Genomic DNA, 14,310 nt, shown 5'->3' with positions numbered 1-14,310 from the left:
CTCGCTGCGGGAGTGCGGCGAGGTGGTGAAAACGGTTCGCAATGGTGCGGGCCGGCAAAAAGGACGGTGGCGCCTGCGAGGGCAGGGGATCACCGGGTAACTTGGAGGAGAAACCATGAAACTGTCCAAAATTCTTTTGGCGGCAACCGCTGCCTCGCTGCTGGCCCTGCCGGCAAGTGCTGCCGAAATCAAGAAAATCGGTCTTGCCGTTCCCAATCTCCAGGCTGACTTCTTCAACCAGATCAAGCTGGGCGTCGAAAAGCATGCCAAGGAAAAAGGCATCGAGGTCGTCGTGGTCGATGCGAAGAACGATACGAACACGCAGGTCAGTCAGGTGCAGGACCTGATGACGCAGGATATCGACGCCTTCATCTATATCCCGGCCGGTGCCGCTGCCGCCGCCGTTCCGACGCGCCTCGCCCGCGAAGCCGGAATTCCCGTTATCAATGTCGATCGCACGCCCGAAGGCGCGCCAGGTGATACGTTCATCGCCGGCGAAAGCGTCGAGTCTGCCTATGAAGTCTGCAAATACATCATCGGCAAGGCTGGCGGCGCCGGCAAGATGGCGATCATCCATGGCCAGAAAGGCACGACGCCGGAAGTCGATCGCTTCACCGGCTGCAAGCGCGCCATCGACGAGAACAAGGGCGTCGAGCTGGTCGATCAGCAGTGGAGCAATATGTGGTCGGCGGACGAGGGCTTCTCGATCGCGCAGAACATGCTGCAGGCAAACCCGGAAATCACGATCATCTTCGGCCAGGCCGATGGTCTTGCCATGGGTGCAGCCAAGGCTGTCGATGTCGCCAACCTCTCCGACAAGGTGATCATCGGTGGTTATGACGGCGACGTCTCGGCGCTGGAATATCTCGCCAAATGCAAGGGCCCGTATATTGCAACGGCAACCCAGAGCACGCAGAAAATGGGTGTCCTGGCTGTCGAATCCGCGATTGCGGTTGCCGCCGGCCAGAAGGTCGAAGAGCGCCAGACCCCGAATGCGGTTCTGACAACCTGCGAAAATGCGCCGGAATTCGTCAAGAACCATCCGTAATCCGTTCTGATGCGAAAGGCAGCGCCATGACGACCCGCTCTCCCATCCTCTCGCTCCGTGGGGTCCAGAAATCCTACGGTCCGATCAAGGTTCTCCACGGTGTCGATCTCGATATCTACGCGGGAGAGGTCGTGGCGCTGCTTGGTGAAAACGGGGCGGGAAAATCCACCCTGTCGAACATTATCTCAGGCACCGTTCAACCGTCTGCCGGAGAGATGACCTGGTCGGGGGCAGCCTATGCCCCCGCCTCCCCCCGCGCCGCCATGGATGAAGGCGTGGGCATGATCCACCAGGAGCTGAAACTGCTCCCCAAACTGTCCATTGCCGAAAATGTTTTCGTCGGGCGCTATCCGATGAAGGCCGGCCGCGTCGATCGTGCCGGCATGGAAGAGCGTGCAAGAAGCGGCCTGAAGAGACTGGGTCTCGACGTCTCGCCCGACCGGCTGGTCGAGGGCTTGTCGACCGGAAAGCAGCAGCTGATCGAGATTGCCAAAGCGCTGACGCTGAATGCACGTCTCCTCATTCTCGACGAACCGACGGCCGCACTTGGCGGCGAGGAAACCCAGCTTCTGTTCCAGCAAATCGAGCGGTTAAAGGCAGACGGGGTCGGCATCATCTATATCTCGCACCGTCTTGAAGAAATCCGTCAGATTGCAGACCGCATCGTCGTCATGCGCGACGGCGCGAAAGTGCAGGAGTTTGACACCGGCAATGTTCCGATCCGCACCATTGTCGAGGCGATGGTTGGGCGCTCGCTGGAGCGTATGTTCCCCGCTCTTCCAGCCCCGTCGGACCATGTTGCGCTTGAGGTTCGCGGGCTCTCTTCGCCCTCCAATACGTTCCGCGATATCAATTTCTCGGTTCGCAAGGGCGAAGTGTTCGGCATTGCCGGCCTGATGGGTGCCGGACGTACCGAGCTGGTACGTGCCATCACCGGAGCCGATCCCATCTCCGCAGGCGAGGTCCTGCTGCATGGAAAGCCGGTCACGCCGCGATCGCCGATCGATGCGATCCGCAACGGCATCGTTCTCGTCCCGGAGGATCGCAAGCTGCAGGGCGTGGTGCTCGAGCATTCGATCGCGGAAAATATTGCCTATGCCAATCTCGGTGAAATCTCCCGCAACGGCTGGATATCGTCGCGCCGTATCCGCGAATTTGCCGATGAATTCATCAAGCGGTTCGGCGTCAAGGGGCGCGGCGGACAAAATGCCGGTGAACTTTCAGGCGGGAACCAGCAGAAGGTGGTGCTGGCAAAATGGCTGGCGCGAAAGCCGCAGGTCGTGGTTCTGGACGAACCGACGCGCGGCATCGATGTCGGCGCGCGCTCATCCATCTATGATCTGATCATGGATCTCGCACGCGGGGGCGTTGCGGTGATCGTGGTCAGCTCTGACCTTGAGGAGGTGCTGGGCGTCTCCAGCCGCATCATGGTCATGGCCCAGGGAAAACAAGCCGGCATCCTGAACCGCGAAGACGCCAACGACGTCTCGGTCATGGAACTGGCGACCATTTAAAGAGGAAATGCTCAATGTCTGTCATCAAGCTCGACGCGCAAAAACTGTTCGATCTGTCCGGAAATGTTGCAATAGTGACCGGTGCAGGCAGCGGTATCGGGCAGCGGATCGCCGTGGGGATCGCGCAATGCGGCGCAGATGTCGCGCTTCTCGACCGCCGCACGGACGATGGCCTGGCAACGACTGCCGATTTCATTGCGCGGGCAGGACGCCGCAGCGTCCAGATCGCTGCCGACGTCACCAGCAGTGCGGCATTGAGCGACGCGGTTGCGCGTACCGAAGCGGAGCTCGGGTCCTTGACACTGGCCGTCAATGCCGCCGGTATTGCCAATGCCAATCCGGCGGAGGAGATGGAGGAACACCAGTTCCAGACGATGATGGACATCAACCTGAAAGGCGTATTTCTCTCCTGCCAGGCGGAAGCACGGGCGATGCTGAAATCCGGCCGGGGCTCGATCGTCAACATCGCCTCCATGTCCGGCGTCATCGTCAATCGCGGGCTGAACCAGTGCCACTACAACGCCTCAAAGGCCGGCGTCATCCACATGACCAAATCGATGGCGATGGAATGGGTCGATCGCGGTATCCGCGTCAATACGATCAGCCCTGGCTACACGGCGACACCAATGAACACCCGGCCTGAAATGGTGCATCAGACGAAATCGTTTGAAGAACAGACGCCGATGCAGCGCATGGCCAATGTCGATGAAATGGTGGGCCCCGCCGTATTCCTCTTGTCAAACGCCTCAAGCTACGTCACCGGCGTCGATCTGCTCGTCGATGGTGGCTTCTGCTGCTGGTGATGAGGAGGCGAAAAAGCTCGCCATCCACAAAAGTGACAGCACCCACCGCTCTTCACACATCAACCATCACCGGTCACCCGAAAACCGGATGAATGTCATGGGGGCGATGTCGGGGGGATGGCTGCGGGCCATGTCGATGCGGTCTTTGTACCAGGATGCGGTTGACCATAGATCCTGTTTCAAGGCCTGGAAGACGGCTTCTTCGTCTCTGGCGATCAGGGCGGTGATCAGGGTGTCATGAATGTCCGATGCGCGGGCGAAGAAAAAGTTGGCGTCATCGATTTTCTGGATTGCTTCGGCTAGGTAAGGGCCGCTGCGCATCCATAGCATTTCGATCAGTTCCACCATCAAAGGTGACCCCGATGCGGCGTAAAGTGCGAAATGGAATTCCTGGTTGCTGCGCAGAACGAGCGCGCGATCGTTGTTCTGCAGCCCGGCTTTCATGGTGGCGTTAAGCCTTGTAAGTTTGCCCAGCAAGGCATCGTCCATATTGGGGACGGCGCGTTTGGCGGCCAGGCCCTCGATGGAGATGCGAAGGCTGGTCAATTCTTCGAACTGGGCCCATTCCAGCTCCGGCACCTGGAAGGTGCGATTGGAAAGCTGGACGATCATGCGTTCTGCCACCAGCCGCTTGATCGCTTCGCGGATCGGCATTTCGCTGGTGCCGAGCGTGGCAGCAAGCCCTCTTATGGTGAGCGATTGTCCTGCGGCATAATGGCCCTGGAGGAGCGAGCGGCGCAACTCGTCATAAACACGCTCGTGCACACTTCGCACGTCGATCGTGGTTATCTTATCCTGTTGCACAGTCACTTGCATCGATCCTTAAATTGGTTCCGGAGCCCCTTGAGGCGAAAGTGGCGGCTGCCGGAAGAGCCTATTGCAGGATTATTCTTTATATAACAGCCGAATATATAACAGTCGAAAACTTCGAAGAGTTCCGGTAAATCACTGAAATTCAACATCCCGATTTAAACTGATTGCAGCGTATCCGTCGCCTCGCAAACTATCCCACCTGCCCGAGCAAGGCTTTCTGCGGCATTGCCGTCGAGGCTTTGCCTTTGAGATCCAGGAGCGCACGGGCTTCATCAGGTGTGGCGATTGTCAGGCCGAGATTCTCGATAATGTTGCGGATGTTGCGAACCTGCTCGGCATTGGTCTTGGCCAGAACGCCCCGGCGCATCCACAGACTGTCCTCAAGACCGACGCGAACATGGCCGCCGGTTGCAGCCGCCATCGCTGCGACCGGCATTTGTGCCCGGCCGGCGCCGAGAACAGACCAGCGATAATCCTTGCCAAACAGACGATCCGCAGTCCGGCGCATGTGCTGGACATCGTCCGGATGGGTGCCGATGCCGCCGAGAATACCGAAGACGGTCTGCACCAGGAACGGAGGCTTTACCAGGCCGCGATCGGCGAAATGGGCGAGGTTATAGAGATGGCTGGTATCGTAGCACTCGAACTCGAAGCGGGTGCCGTTGCCCGAAAGGGCAGATACTGCATATTCGATATCCTTGAACGTATTGCGGAAAATCAGGTCGCGGCTGTTTTCCAGTGCTTCCCGTTCCCAGTCATGCTGAAACGTCTTGTAGCGGTCGAGCATCGGAAACAGGCCGAAATTCATCGAGCCCATATTTAGAGACGCGAGCTCGGGCTTGAAGGCGATGGACGGCTGTATGCGTTCCTCGATCTTCATGCACGGGCTGCCGCCGCTCGTCAGGTTGATGACCGCGTCGGTGCGTGCGGCTATTTCGGCGAGAAACGGCGCAAAAGCCTGTGGCGTTTGGTCGGGTTTGCCGGTGATGGGGTCGCGGGCGTGCAGATGCAGGATGGCGGCGCCAGCGTCGGCCGCCTCGAGTGCGGATGCCGCGATCTCTGCCGGCGTGACCGGCAGATAGGGGGACATTGAAGGCGTGTGGATGGCGCCCGTCACCGCGCAGGAAATAATGACTTTATGCTCTGTCATGGACGTTTTTCCGTTGTTGTAACGCATGCCTCTAACCGGCACCCGTTGGAAGCGCTCTCGGCAGATGTCACGCAAACGCCCGCTTTTCCTGCGGCGCGGACTGCGCGTCACCCTTGATGATGAAGTCGGCGGCCCGTTCGGCAATCATGATCGTGGGTGCGTTCGTATTGCCCGTAACCAGTGTCGGCATGACGGAAGCATCGACGACGCGCAGGCCGTCCACGCCATGCACGCGCAAGCGGTCGTCCACCACGGCCATCGGATCCGAACCCATCTTGCAGGTCCCGACGGGATGGTAGATCGACTCGATCCTGGCGCGCAGATAATCGTCGATTTCCCTGTCGGTGCGGACATCTCGGCCGGGCGCATATTCCTCGCCACGATAGGGATCGAAAGCCTTCTGCGCGACGATATCGCGGCTGATCTTGATGCCTTCGCGCATGACGCGCAGGTCGTCGGGATCATCGAAGTAGTTGGGCTGGATGGTTGGATGTTTCAGAGGGTCGGCCGAGTTGATGCGGATCGAACCGCGGCTTTTGGGCCGGGCAATGTTGAAATAGGGCATGAACCCATGTTCGGGGATGATGTTGCGGCCGTGGTCGTCGTACATGATCATGATGAAGTGATATTGCAGTTCGGCGGCAATCGCTTCCGGCCGCGTCTTGACGAAGGCCAAAGCCTCGATGCCGTGATAGGCCGCCGGTCCCGTTCCATTGAGCATGTAACGTCCCAGCGCAAGCGCTGACCGAAGCGGGTTGACCATCGGCAGCAGCGAAATCGGCGATGTGACGCGGTTCTTCAATCCGATTGCGAGATGATCCTGCAGATTTTCGCCGACGCCGCGAAGTTCCGCCTGAACCTTGATGCCCTGCGATTTCAGATGGTGCGGATCGCCGACGCCCGAAAGCTGCAGCAATTGTGGCGAGTTGATCGCGCCGCCGGAAAGAATGACTTCGCGGTCTGCGCGCAGGATGTTTGTCCGGCCGTTGGAAACATATTCGACGCCGGTGGCGCGGCCATTCTCGATGATGACGCGGCTGACCGTCGCACCGGTGATGATCGAGAGGTTTTTGCGGTGGCGGACCGGATGGAGATAGGCTTGCGAGGCACTGGAGCGTTTGGCCTTGCCATCGGCGGTCATCGTGCTGTCGCAAGGGCCGAAACCCTCCTGATGGGCACCGTTGAAATCGTCGGTGCGGGGATAACCCGCCTGGACACCGGCTTCGACAAAAGCCCTGGCCAAGGGATGCTGCACACCATGGCGGCTGGTCCGCAGCGGTCCGTCATTGCCGTGGAATTCGCCGGAGGCACCTTCCCATGTCTCCGATTTCCGGAAATAGGGCAGGCATTCTTCGTAGGCCCAGTTGCGATTGCCGGCCTGCGCCCACTGGTCGTAATCGCTGGAATTGCCGCGGATATAGATCATCCCGTTGACGCAGCTGCAGCCGCCGAGAACCTTGGCGCGCGGCCAAAACATGGTGCGGTTGTTGAGATTTTTCTGCGGCGCCGTGTGATAGCCCCAATCGATGCGGCCGGTCTTCATCAGCTGAAAATAGCCTGCAGGCATATGGATGAAAATGCTCTTGTCCCATCCGCCAGCTTCCAACAGGGTTACGTTGACGGTCGGGTCTGCGGAAAGGCGGTTGGCCAGGACGCATCCTGCCGAGCCTCCTCCTACAATGATATAGTCGGTCATAATCGTTGCTCCGGATAGGGAAAAGGAAGCCACCACGCGCGATGGCTTCGTCAGCGGCAGGCCGATTACAGGCTGGCTGCGACCGTTTTCACATGGGTGTAGAGCTCGATGGCCTCGTAGCCCATTTCGCGGCCAAAGCCGGATTGCTTGAAACCGCCGAAGGGGAGGGCGACGTCATTGGGCAGGTGTGAATTGATCCAGACCGTGCCCGCCTTGATGCGGCGGGCCATCTTGTGGGCCCTGCCGATATCGCGGGTCCAGACGCTGGCACCGAGGCCATAGACCGTATCATTGGCCTTTCGCGCCAGGCTCTCAAGATCGTCGTCATCGAACGGCATGGCGCAGACGACGGGGCCAAAGATCTCTTCGCGCACCACAGACATCTCCGGTGTCGTATGCGCAAAAACCGTCGGCTGGACAAAATAGCCTTCGGTTCCCCAACGGCTGCCGCCCGCCACGACTTCCGCGCCATCGCGGCGGCCGGCTTCGAGATAGCCGCAGACCTTTCCAAACTGTTCGTCGGAGATCAGCGGCCCGACCGTGGTCGCCGGGTCAAGGCCAAGGCCGAGCTTGGCTTTTCCGGCTTCCAGAGCGAGCCCGGCCATCAGCTTGTCGAAAATCTTCTTGTGGGCATAGATACGCGAGCCGGCCGTGCAGCATTGTCCGGAATTGAAGAAGATGCCGTTGGCAACGCCGGCTATCGCAACGTCGAGATCGGCGTCGTCAAAGACGATCGCCGGCGATTTTCCGCCGAGTTCAAGGCTGACTTTTTTCAGGTTGGAGGTGGCGCCCTTCATGATCAGCTTGCCGACTTCCGTAGAGCCGGTGAATGCGACCTTGTCGATGTCGGGATGTTCGACAAGGGCAGCACCCACCCGGCCGTCGCCGGTGAGAATGTTGACGACACCTGCCGGAAACCCCGCTTCGGCAATGATGTCGGCTAGGCGCAGTGCGCTCAGCGGCGTCTGCTCGGCCGGCTTCAGGATGATCGTGCAACCGGCGGCGAGCGCCGGCGCAAGCTTCCAGGCGGCCATCAGCAGCGGGAAGTTCCAGGGAATGATCTGGGCGCATACGCCGACGGGTTCGCGAAGGGTATAGGCATGCCAGTCGCCCGGCAGGGAAACAGGAATGCTATTGCCCAAAATCTTGGTCGACCACCCCGCCATATAGCGCATCAATTCGGCGCTGAAGGCCACATCGACATTGCGGGCATAGGTGACGGGCTTGCCATTATCGAGGCTTTCGATCTGCGCCAGCTCATCGCCGTATTTTTCCAAAAGCTCGCCGAATTTCCAGACCAACTTGCCGCGATCGTTCGGCGACATCCGCGCCCAAGGGCCACTCTCAAACGCGGCGCGGGCCGCCCGGACGGCGTCTTCCACCTCTTCTGGGCCTGCCTCCGGAGCTTCGGCGATTTTCTGGCCGTTCGCCGGGTTCAGCACATCGAATGTCTTTCCGCTCCGCGGCAGTACCTTCTTGTTGTTGATGAACAGATAGTGCTTGGCGCGCACGAAATTCGATACTTCCGTGCTCAGGAAATCGTTCTTGACCAGGATATTCATGACTTCTCCTCCTTGAAACCGGCGTCGCTCCAACACGACCGTTTTGCTCAAAAGATCTCCGGCACCGCTGTCAAAGTGGTGTCTCCAGAGCCTCATGCCAATCGTCCTCCCGACCGCATGAGCCAGACGCTAGGCGCATAAAAAAAAACTGTCAATACCGTGATCTGTGATCACAATAATATTATTATGATCATATTCTTTGCTGCATTTGCGTTGTGCGGGCGCAGCATAGAAAAATTCTCGCCGGGCAATATTCATTTATATCAATAGAATAACTATTCCGTACTGTCGTAAAACCATAATTTTTTGGCCAACGGCCTGAAATTTCTTATCGTGATCTGTGATCACAGTATTGACCGATTTATCCTGTTTTGACATGTTGACGGCCAGACGACGGCAATCTGGGAGGAGCGTGATACGGGCTGAGGAGACCGGTATCCACGCCGTAAGTTCGAAACTGTAGCGCTTGGTCTCTTCACCTACGGCATTCTGCTGGCGCCGGAGCGCGGATGGGGCGATTTTGGGGTTGTGACATTGCTGACCGGCGCGTCGCTCCTCCTCGTCATATTCGTGGCGATCGAACGGATGGTCTCCCGGCCGATGCTCGACCTCTCGCTGTTTGCCTATCCACGCTTTGTCGGCGTTCAACTGCTTGCGGCAGCGCCAGCCTATGGCTTCGTCGTATTGCTGATCCTGCTTCCCGGACGCTTTATCGGCATCGAAGGCCTACGCGAGATCGCGGCGGGTACGCTGATGATCGCGCTCTCGGCGCCACTGCTGATCCTGCCCATTGCGGCTGGGCTTCTGACACGCTGGTTCCGTCCAGCCACGATCTGTGGAACAGGACTGCTGATCTCGGCCGGCGGCCTGTTCTGGCTGGCGCAGATCTCAGCCGGTGCGCCGCCATGGATGATCGCCCTGCCGATGCTGACCATCGGTACCGGGATCAGCCTGCCCTGGGGTCTGATGGACGGACCGGCCGTCAGCGTCGTGCCCAAGGAACGCGCTGGCATGGCGACCGGCATTTTCAGCACCACAAGAGTGGCGGGCGAGGGCGTGGCGCTGGCGGTCGTCGGCGCAATCCTGTCCATGCTGATCGCGGGCAGATTGGACGCAAACGCCCCACCAGCCGCCATCGCCACCGCCGCCCAAAGGCTCGCCGCCGGAGACATCACCATGGCCGCAAACGCCATGCCGGGGATGGACCGCGTGGCGCTGGTGCCACTCTATTCGCAGGCGTTCAGCAATCTCCTGCTGCTCTTGACCGGCATCACCCTTCTCACAGCAATCGTGGTTTTCATCTTTCTGAGGACCGATGCGGAGGAGACATTTGAGGGCGAAGTGGAGGGATTGGCATGAATGCGTGTTTGCCGATCACTTACCGAATTTTAGGATCTGCTTGTGCTGCTTCAAGGTGCTTCGAAGTGTTGATATATTGACATTGTTGACGTTTCCACCGGGTGCAAGGGCCGCCGCTGCTCCCGCTGCTTGGCCAAGGACCATGAAGGTCGGCTCCACACGAACCGATGTAAAGGCGGCGTGGCTTGCCGAGATTGCCACGGGAACGATGAGGTTCGTCACCTGTGTCTTCTTCGGCAGCATGGCGCGATAGGGAATTTCATAGGGACCGACACCAATACTGGCGCGTGTCTCGTCCGCGATATAGCCGTTCAAGACAGTTCGTATCATCCCGTGCTCGTCCATTGGATAGAAACCGAGGCCGATGGTGTCGTTGTATGTGGTCTTGCCGGCAAGATTCTTTTGGGTGAGGACAAACTGACCGATCATCCGCCGTGCCTGGCGCACATACATCTGGCGGGGGAAGCCGCCATTATCCGTGAATTCGTCGGCGCAATAACCAAAGCTCGCGGTGTGATCTCTCACGGCTTTCGGCACGCGCGGATCCGATTGCGCAAACCACATCAAGCCCTGAATATGATTGCGGACCATTGTGCTGATCTGGTTGCGTTTTTCTTCATTGCCTGTCGCATAGTCATATCCGATGTGCCAGACATTGGTGGAGAAGTAACGCGTTGAATTCACATCCAGCTTTCCCACCACCACAGCCGCGTTGCCGATGAAGTGACCCGGACCGACCGCAATTTTAGCTTTCTGAAGCGCCGCCAGGAATCTGGCTGTTGTTTCATAGCGAAGAGGATCGTAACCGTCCGGCCGCGTGAAGGGGATGCGATTGCTTTTATTTTGGGTCACGCAAAGCCGATAATTGAAGGCCATCATACTATTGTCTGCCGATCCGATATTTTTCTGACCAACGTCGATCACGCCGGGAAGCAGGCCGCTGTCGCGCTTGCCTGGCACGACATACGGATCAACAAGGATGGACTTGTTGCCGACGAGCGGCCGCTCCAGCTTCTGAACACCGGCGGCGCTCTCGCCGTATTTATCGCGGCTTTCCCGGCCGGCGATCGTTTCGACTGCCGCCTTCTGCATCAGGTCGCCTTCATAGCTGGCGTCGATAAACACCGACCCGCAGAAAGAGCGGCCGGACGTCATGCCAATTTCCTTGATGACTTTGTTGGCGCGGACAACTGTCAAAATGCGCTGTTCGTTTTCAACTTTCACATTGGCAGAGCGCAACAGCGTTCCGAAAGTCGATTCCGCCCATTTCGATTCAAAGTAAATCCGGATTGGATCAGGGGTCTTATAGCGTTCTTTCGCGCGGGCAAGGAATTCCGCAACGATGCCGCCGTAGACATTCGGCCGTGGCGATGCGTCTGTCTTCGTCAGTCCGTTCGACATCAAGCCGCCAACATGCTGCGTCGGCTCCAGCAGAATGACTTTTTTCTTCAAGCGCGCGGCCTGAATGGCCGCAGCGATACCACCCGGCGTGCCGCCATAGACAACGACGTCAGCGCGATCGCAAGCGGCATAACCCGTCGATGTGCTCAGCAAAAATCCGGTCAAGAGAGAGAGGCAAAGAGTTTTGATCCGCATCGGGCAGCCCTAATTAATTTGGAAGAGTCTTACGAAAGACGTCCGCCAATTAACGTCTGCTTTCACCAACCCATACGAGTGCTTTCTTTTCACGAGTCGGCATCTTCCGCAACTCGGGTGAATGATTATTTTCACGTTAAAGTGGCGTTTGACCCCTTCGTTCTGTGATCACTGCACGAGCGAGATCGTGCGCGATGCACTCAGCTCAATACGATCAACGATCTGAGAAATCGTGACCCGCACGGCCACAGGGAGTTTCGGCTGCCTCGTCCAGGTACCCAGCCATGTCGGCGCCTCCTCGTCATCCAGTGTCAGATAGGAAAATTGAAGGCCGGTCACGCCCACCTGCAACTCGTCCGATTGCATGGGCAGAACCTCGTCTTGCTGCGGCAGGCGGTGGGGGCTGGATTTTCTGACTAAAGCCTTGCCCATGGGCGATGGCTCCGTCACATAGGATGTTTGCCGCAGTCCCCTGGCCAAAAATCCGGTTCGGATCACGGCCACGAAACGGATGCTGTCAGCGTCCCCGATCATCGGCGTGAAAGCCTCATCGCCGCGATCGAGGACCGGCAGCGAAAGCGCACCGGACAATTCGCTGGAGAGATGATCGGCAGCGGCCTCCAATGTTGACTGCACCGATTGCCGCTTCTCAATCTGTGTCCAGGTCTGCATTTGGCGGATGCCACCGACCATCATTGCCGCCATCACAGCCGTGAGGACCAGGACCACCAGCATTTCGAGCAGCGTGAAACCTGCGTCATCCGGGTACTGTTGCCCGGCCGCGTTCTCGCCGGGTTGTCGCTCGCCTTTATGGTGCATCGCCGGTGCCACGCGATTGGACAAGACCATAGGAAACATAACGCCGGGCGGCGCGGCCATCTGCCTGCGAGATCACGTCCAGGATCAATTTTTCCGCCGTGATTTCACTGTTTTCTCGCCCAAGTGACAACGGTTCACGTTTCAGGTTCCATTTGAGGCCGCTGGACGTAACGCCTTCTTCCTCGCTCGGCTGATTTGATAGAAGCAGCCGTTCGGCAAAGATTTCCTCGGCGACACGATCAGCCGCCCGCGCCGTCTTGGCAGAGGCGAAGGATCGAAACGAGTAGGACAGAGACTGGTTTGCCGCAACCAGTGCTGCAGACAGGATCACGAAAGCGACCAAGACTTCGAGAAGCGAAAATCCGATATTGTCTTCAGAACGCATTGCGAGAATATTCCGTCAGTCCGGTCAACCAATTGACACGGACATAAGCTGCCTCACCACTCTGGTTTCGAACCGTGATTTCTGCGCCAGACGAGGTGCCATCCGGGAGGAATATGATCTGCGGAACGGTTTCTCCCGGTGTTGGGCCACGGCCGATCGTGACCGAAAAGTCCCATGTTTTAGGAATCGCGATGCGTCCCCTTTGTCCTGAATTGGAGATTGTCTTTCTTTCGATATCAATGTCCGATGTTTGAATGCGCCCGGTGTTCATGGCGCGATATCGTTGCGCCGTCATGCTCCCGGCGATATCGGCCGCATAGGTGTAAGGCGACCTGCCATTTCGGACCTGATGTACCGAAACGGCTGCGATCCCCGCGACCGCCGAAACAATCGCCAGGACGACCAGCATTTCTATTAGGCTAAAGCCTGCTGTCGCCGTCGCTGGTGCGGAGGCCCTCGGTTTCATCATTGGACGGCCAGATTGTTGATGCTGAGCAGGGCGTCCATGACGGAGACGACGATACCGCCGATCGCGCCACCCATGACAATCGTGATCACTGGGGTCAAGAGCGTCAGAACCCGGCGAATATCACGGCTCGCCTCTGTTTCCAGCAGAAATGCGGCGCGCTTGAGTGCGTCCGCCAGTCTGTTTGCCTCGTCGCCGATCTCGATCAGCGACATGCTGGTGCTGTCAAAAAGGTTTGATTCCCGGGCCGCCTGCCGGAACGGCATGCCGGCTGTGACAGCACTTCTGATCGCCGTCATTCCTGGCTGATATGCGGTGACTGGACAGGATCGCGCTGACAGTTCCAGCGCCTTTTTCATCGGCACCCCGTTTGCAAGAAGCATTCCCAGGACTTGCAGATATCGTGCGCAGCCGCGCGCGCCGCTGATCCGGCCGAGGAAAGGTATTTTGAGCCAGAGAAGGGAGAGGGTGTCGCGCCCCGCCACCGTCCGGCGAGCGTACACAATCGCAGCTGCGGCCAAAAGAAGGCCGATTGGGAGGAGCCAGCCATAGGAGAGAAGAAAAAGCCGGCCCGCCGCCAGCACGGAAATCAACATTGGCCGTTTATCGGCAAGGCCTTCAAATACCGGATCGATCGCCGGCACCAGGGCGAACATGATGATCCCAACGGCAAAGAACATCATCAGCACCAGAAAAGCGGGATAGAGCAGGGCCTCCAGCACATCCGCCTTTCTCTTCTTCTCCTCTTCAAACATGGCCGCCAGTACCAGAACCACTTCGTCCAGACGTCCACTATGTTCGCCGCTGACGACCAAAGCAGTGACGGCCGGATCGGCGTCGGAGCGCTTCGCCACAGCCTCGGAAAAAGAGCTGCCGGATCCGATCGCTTCAACGATTTCAGCAAGGCCGGATTTGCCTTTCTGACTTGCGGCGATTGCCTTGAGTGCAGCGTCGATAGGGAAGCCCGCCTGCAGCAGAATGGCAAGTTCCGAGAACAGGCGATGGTAATTCATCGAATGTTGCGGAGCGATCTGCGCCCAGATGCCGGAGATCGTACCGAAGCTCGCCGTCTCTTCTCTGAGATCAACAAGCTTGCGCC

13 protein-coding genes are annotated in these 14,310 nt (G+C 58.5%); 4 read left to right on the top strand and 9 right to left on the bottom strand.

Features of this window, described 5'->3' with window-relative positions:
• Positions 1-115 precede the first annotated feature (115 nt).
• From ASD32_RS07645 to ASD32_RS07635, 3 genes are read left to right on the top strand one after another with little or no spacing between them, the layout of a single operon-like run.
• The gene (locus ASD32_RS07645) at positions 116-1,048 is read left to right on the top strand and encodes a substrate-binding domain-containing protein (RefSeq protein WP_060637415.1); all 933 of its coding nucleotides are present in this window, start codon (positions 116-118) and stop codon (positions 1,046-1,048) included.
• A 26-nt stretch (positions 1,049-1,074) separates the two neighbouring features.
• Positions 1,075-2,562, top strand: a complete 1,488-nt coding sequence (locus tag ASD32_RS07640) for a sugar ABC transporter ATP-binding protein (RefSeq protein ID WP_060637414.1) — start codon at positions 1,075-1,077, stop codon at positions 2,560-2,562.
• Between the two features lie 14 nt (positions 2,563-2,576).
• A complete protein-coding gene (locus tag ASD32_RS07635; protein ID WP_060637413.1) occupies positions 2,577-3,365 on the top strand; it encodes an SDR family oxidoreductase in 789 nt (262 codons plus the stop codon).
• Positions 3,366-3,431: 66 nt separating this feature from the next.
• Here ASD32_RS07635 and ASD32_RS07630 read toward each other — a convergent pair whose 3' ends face one another.
• The 4 genes from ASD32_RS07630 to ASD32_RS07615 all read right to left on the bottom strand — a co-directional run bounded on the left by ASD32_RS07630 (position 3,432) and on the right by ASD32_RS07615 (position 8,586).
• On the bottom strand, positions 3,432-4,175 hold the full coding sequence (locus ASD32_RS07630; protein WP_162252648.1) for a GntR family transcriptional regulator: 744 nt from the start codon (positions 4,173-4,175) through the stop codon (positions 3,432-3,434).
• Between the two features lie 193 nt (positions 4,176-4,368).
• The gene (locus tag ASD32_RS07625) at positions 4,369-5,328 is read right to left on the bottom strand and encodes a 3-keto-5-aminohexanoate cleavage protein (RefSeq protein ID WP_060637411.1); all 960 of its coding nucleotides are present in this window, start codon (positions 5,326-5,328) and stop codon (positions 4,369-4,371) included.
• Positions 5,329-5,395: 67 nt separating this feature from the next.
• Positions 5,396-7,024: a choline dehydrogenase gene (locus tag ASD32_RS07620; RefSeq protein WP_060637410.1), complete on the bottom strand. Its 1,629-nt coding sequence runs from the start codon at positions 7,022-7,024 to the stop codon at positions 5,396-5,398.
• A gap of 65 nt (positions 7,025-7,089) precedes the next feature.
• Positions 7,090-8,586 carry an aldehyde dehydrogenase family protein gene (locus ASD32_RS07615; RefSeq protein WP_060637409.1) on the bottom strand — a complete coding sequence of 499 codons (1,497 nt, stop codon included), beginning with the start codon at positions 8,584-8,586 and terminating at the stop codon, positions 7,090-7,092.
• Between the two features lie 528 nt (positions 8,587-9,114).
• Here ASD32_RS07615 and ASD32_RS07610 point away from each other — a divergent pair.
• On the top strand, positions 9,115-9,945 hold the full coding sequence (locus ASD32_RS07610; RefSeq protein ID WP_156383093.1) for a hypothetical protein: 831 nt from the start codon (positions 9,115-9,117) through the stop codon (positions 9,943-9,945).
• A gap of 15 nt (positions 9,946-9,960) precedes the next feature.
• Here the strand turns inward: ASD32_RS07610 and ASD32_RS07605 are convergent, their stop codons facing one another.
• The 5 genes from ASD32_RS07605 to ASD32_RS07585 all read right to left on the bottom strand — a co-directional run bounded on the left by ASD32_RS07605 (position 9,961) and on the right by ASD32_RS07585 (position 14,224).
• A complete protein-coding gene (locus ASD32_RS07605) occupies positions 9,961-11,541 on the bottom strand; it encodes an FAD-dependent oxidoreductase (protein WP_082546680.1) in 1,581 nt (526 codons plus the stop codon).
• Positions 11,542-11,709: 168 nt separating this feature from the next.
• The gene (locus tag ASD32_RS07600; protein WP_082546679.1) at positions 11,710-12,420 is read right to left on the bottom strand and encodes a prepilin-type N-terminal cleavage/methylation domain-containing protein; all 711 of its coding nucleotides are present in this window, start codon (positions 12,418-12,420) and stop codon (positions 11,710-11,712) included.
• On the bottom strand, positions 12,350-12,745 hold the full coding sequence (locus ASD32_RS07595; RefSeq protein WP_060637405.1) for a type II secretion system protein: 396 nt from the start codon (positions 12,743-12,745) through the stop codon (positions 12,350-12,352). The genes ASD32_RS07600 and ASD32_RS07595 overlap by 71 nt, the downstream gene beginning before the upstream one ends.
• A complete protein-coding gene (locus ASD32_RS07590; protein ID WP_280139418.1) occupies positions 12,735-13,211 on the bottom strand; it encodes a GspH/FimT family pseudopilin in 477 nt (158 codons plus the stop codon). The genes ASD32_RS07595 and ASD32_RS07590 overlap by 11 nt, the downstream gene beginning before the upstream one ends.
• Complete coding sequence (locus tag ASD32_RS07585; protein WP_244490125.1) at positions 13,211-14,224, bottom strand: type II secretion system F family protein; 1,014 nt, start codon at positions 14,222-14,224, stop codon at positions 13,211-13,213. Before ASD32_RS07585 ends, ASD32_RS07590 begins: the two co-directional genes overlap by 1 nt.
• Positions 14,225-14,310 lie beyond the last annotated feature (86 nt).

It is taken from the genome of Rhizobium sp. Root483D2 (genome assembly GCF_001426685.1).
Taxonomy (GTDB): domain Bacteria; phylum Pseudomonadota; class Alphaproteobacteria; order Rhizobiales; family Rhizobiaceae; genus Pararhizobium; species Pararhizobium qamdonense.
This window is presented reverse-complemented; position numbering and strand designations above follow the sequence as displayed.

What these genes read in the sequence shown, in the direction of transcription:
- ASD32_RS07645 (WP_060637415.1), top strand. Translation starts at nt 116, where the DNA reads ATGAAACTGTCCAAAATTCTTTTGGCGGCAACCGCTGCCTCGCTGCTG.
- ASD32_RS07640 (WP_060637414.1), top strand. Translation starts at nt 1,075, where the DNA reads ATGACGACCCGCTCTCCCATCCTCTCGCTCCGTGGGGTCCAGAAATCC.
- ASD32_RS07635 (WP_060637413.1), top strand. Translation starts at nt 2,577, where the DNA reads ATGTCTGTCATCAAGCTCGACGCGCAAAAACTGTTCGATCTGTCCGGA.
- ASD32_RS07625 (WP_060637411.1), bottom strand. Translation starts at nt 5,328, where the DNA reads ATGACAGAGCATAAAGTCATTATTTCCTGCGCGGTGACGGGCGCCATC.
- ASD32_RS07620 (WP_060637410.1), bottom strand. Translation starts at nt 7,024, where the DNA reads ATGACCGACTATATCATTGTAGGAGGAGGCTCGGCAGGATGCGTCCTG.
- ASD32_RS07615 (WP_060637409.1), bottom strand. Translation starts at nt 8,586, where the DNA reads ATGAATATCCTGGTCAAGAACGATTTCCTGAGCACGGAAGTATCGAAT.
- ASD32_RS07605 (WP_082546680.1), bottom strand. Translation starts at nt 11,541, where the DNA reads ATGCGGATCAAAACTCTTTGCCTCTCTCTCTTGACCGGATTTTTGCTG.
- ASD32_RS07600 (WP_082546679.1), bottom strand. Translation starts at nt 12,420, where the DNA reads ATGGCCGCGCCGCCCGGCGTTATGTTTCCTATGGTCTTGTCCAATCGC.
- ASD32_RS07595 (WP_060637405.1), bottom strand. Translation starts at nt 12,745, where the DNA reads ATGCGTTCTGAAGACAATATCGGATTTTCGCTTCTCGAAGTCTTGGTC.
- ASD32_RS07590 (WP_280139418.1), bottom strand. Translation starts at nt 13,211, where the DNA reads ATGAAACCGAGGGCCTCCGCACCAGCGACGGCGACAGCAGGCTTTAGC.
- ASD32_RS07585 (WP_244490125.1), bottom strand. Translation starts at nt 14,224, where the DNA reads ATGAATTACCATCGCCTGTTCTCGGAACTTGCCATTCTGCTGCAGGCG.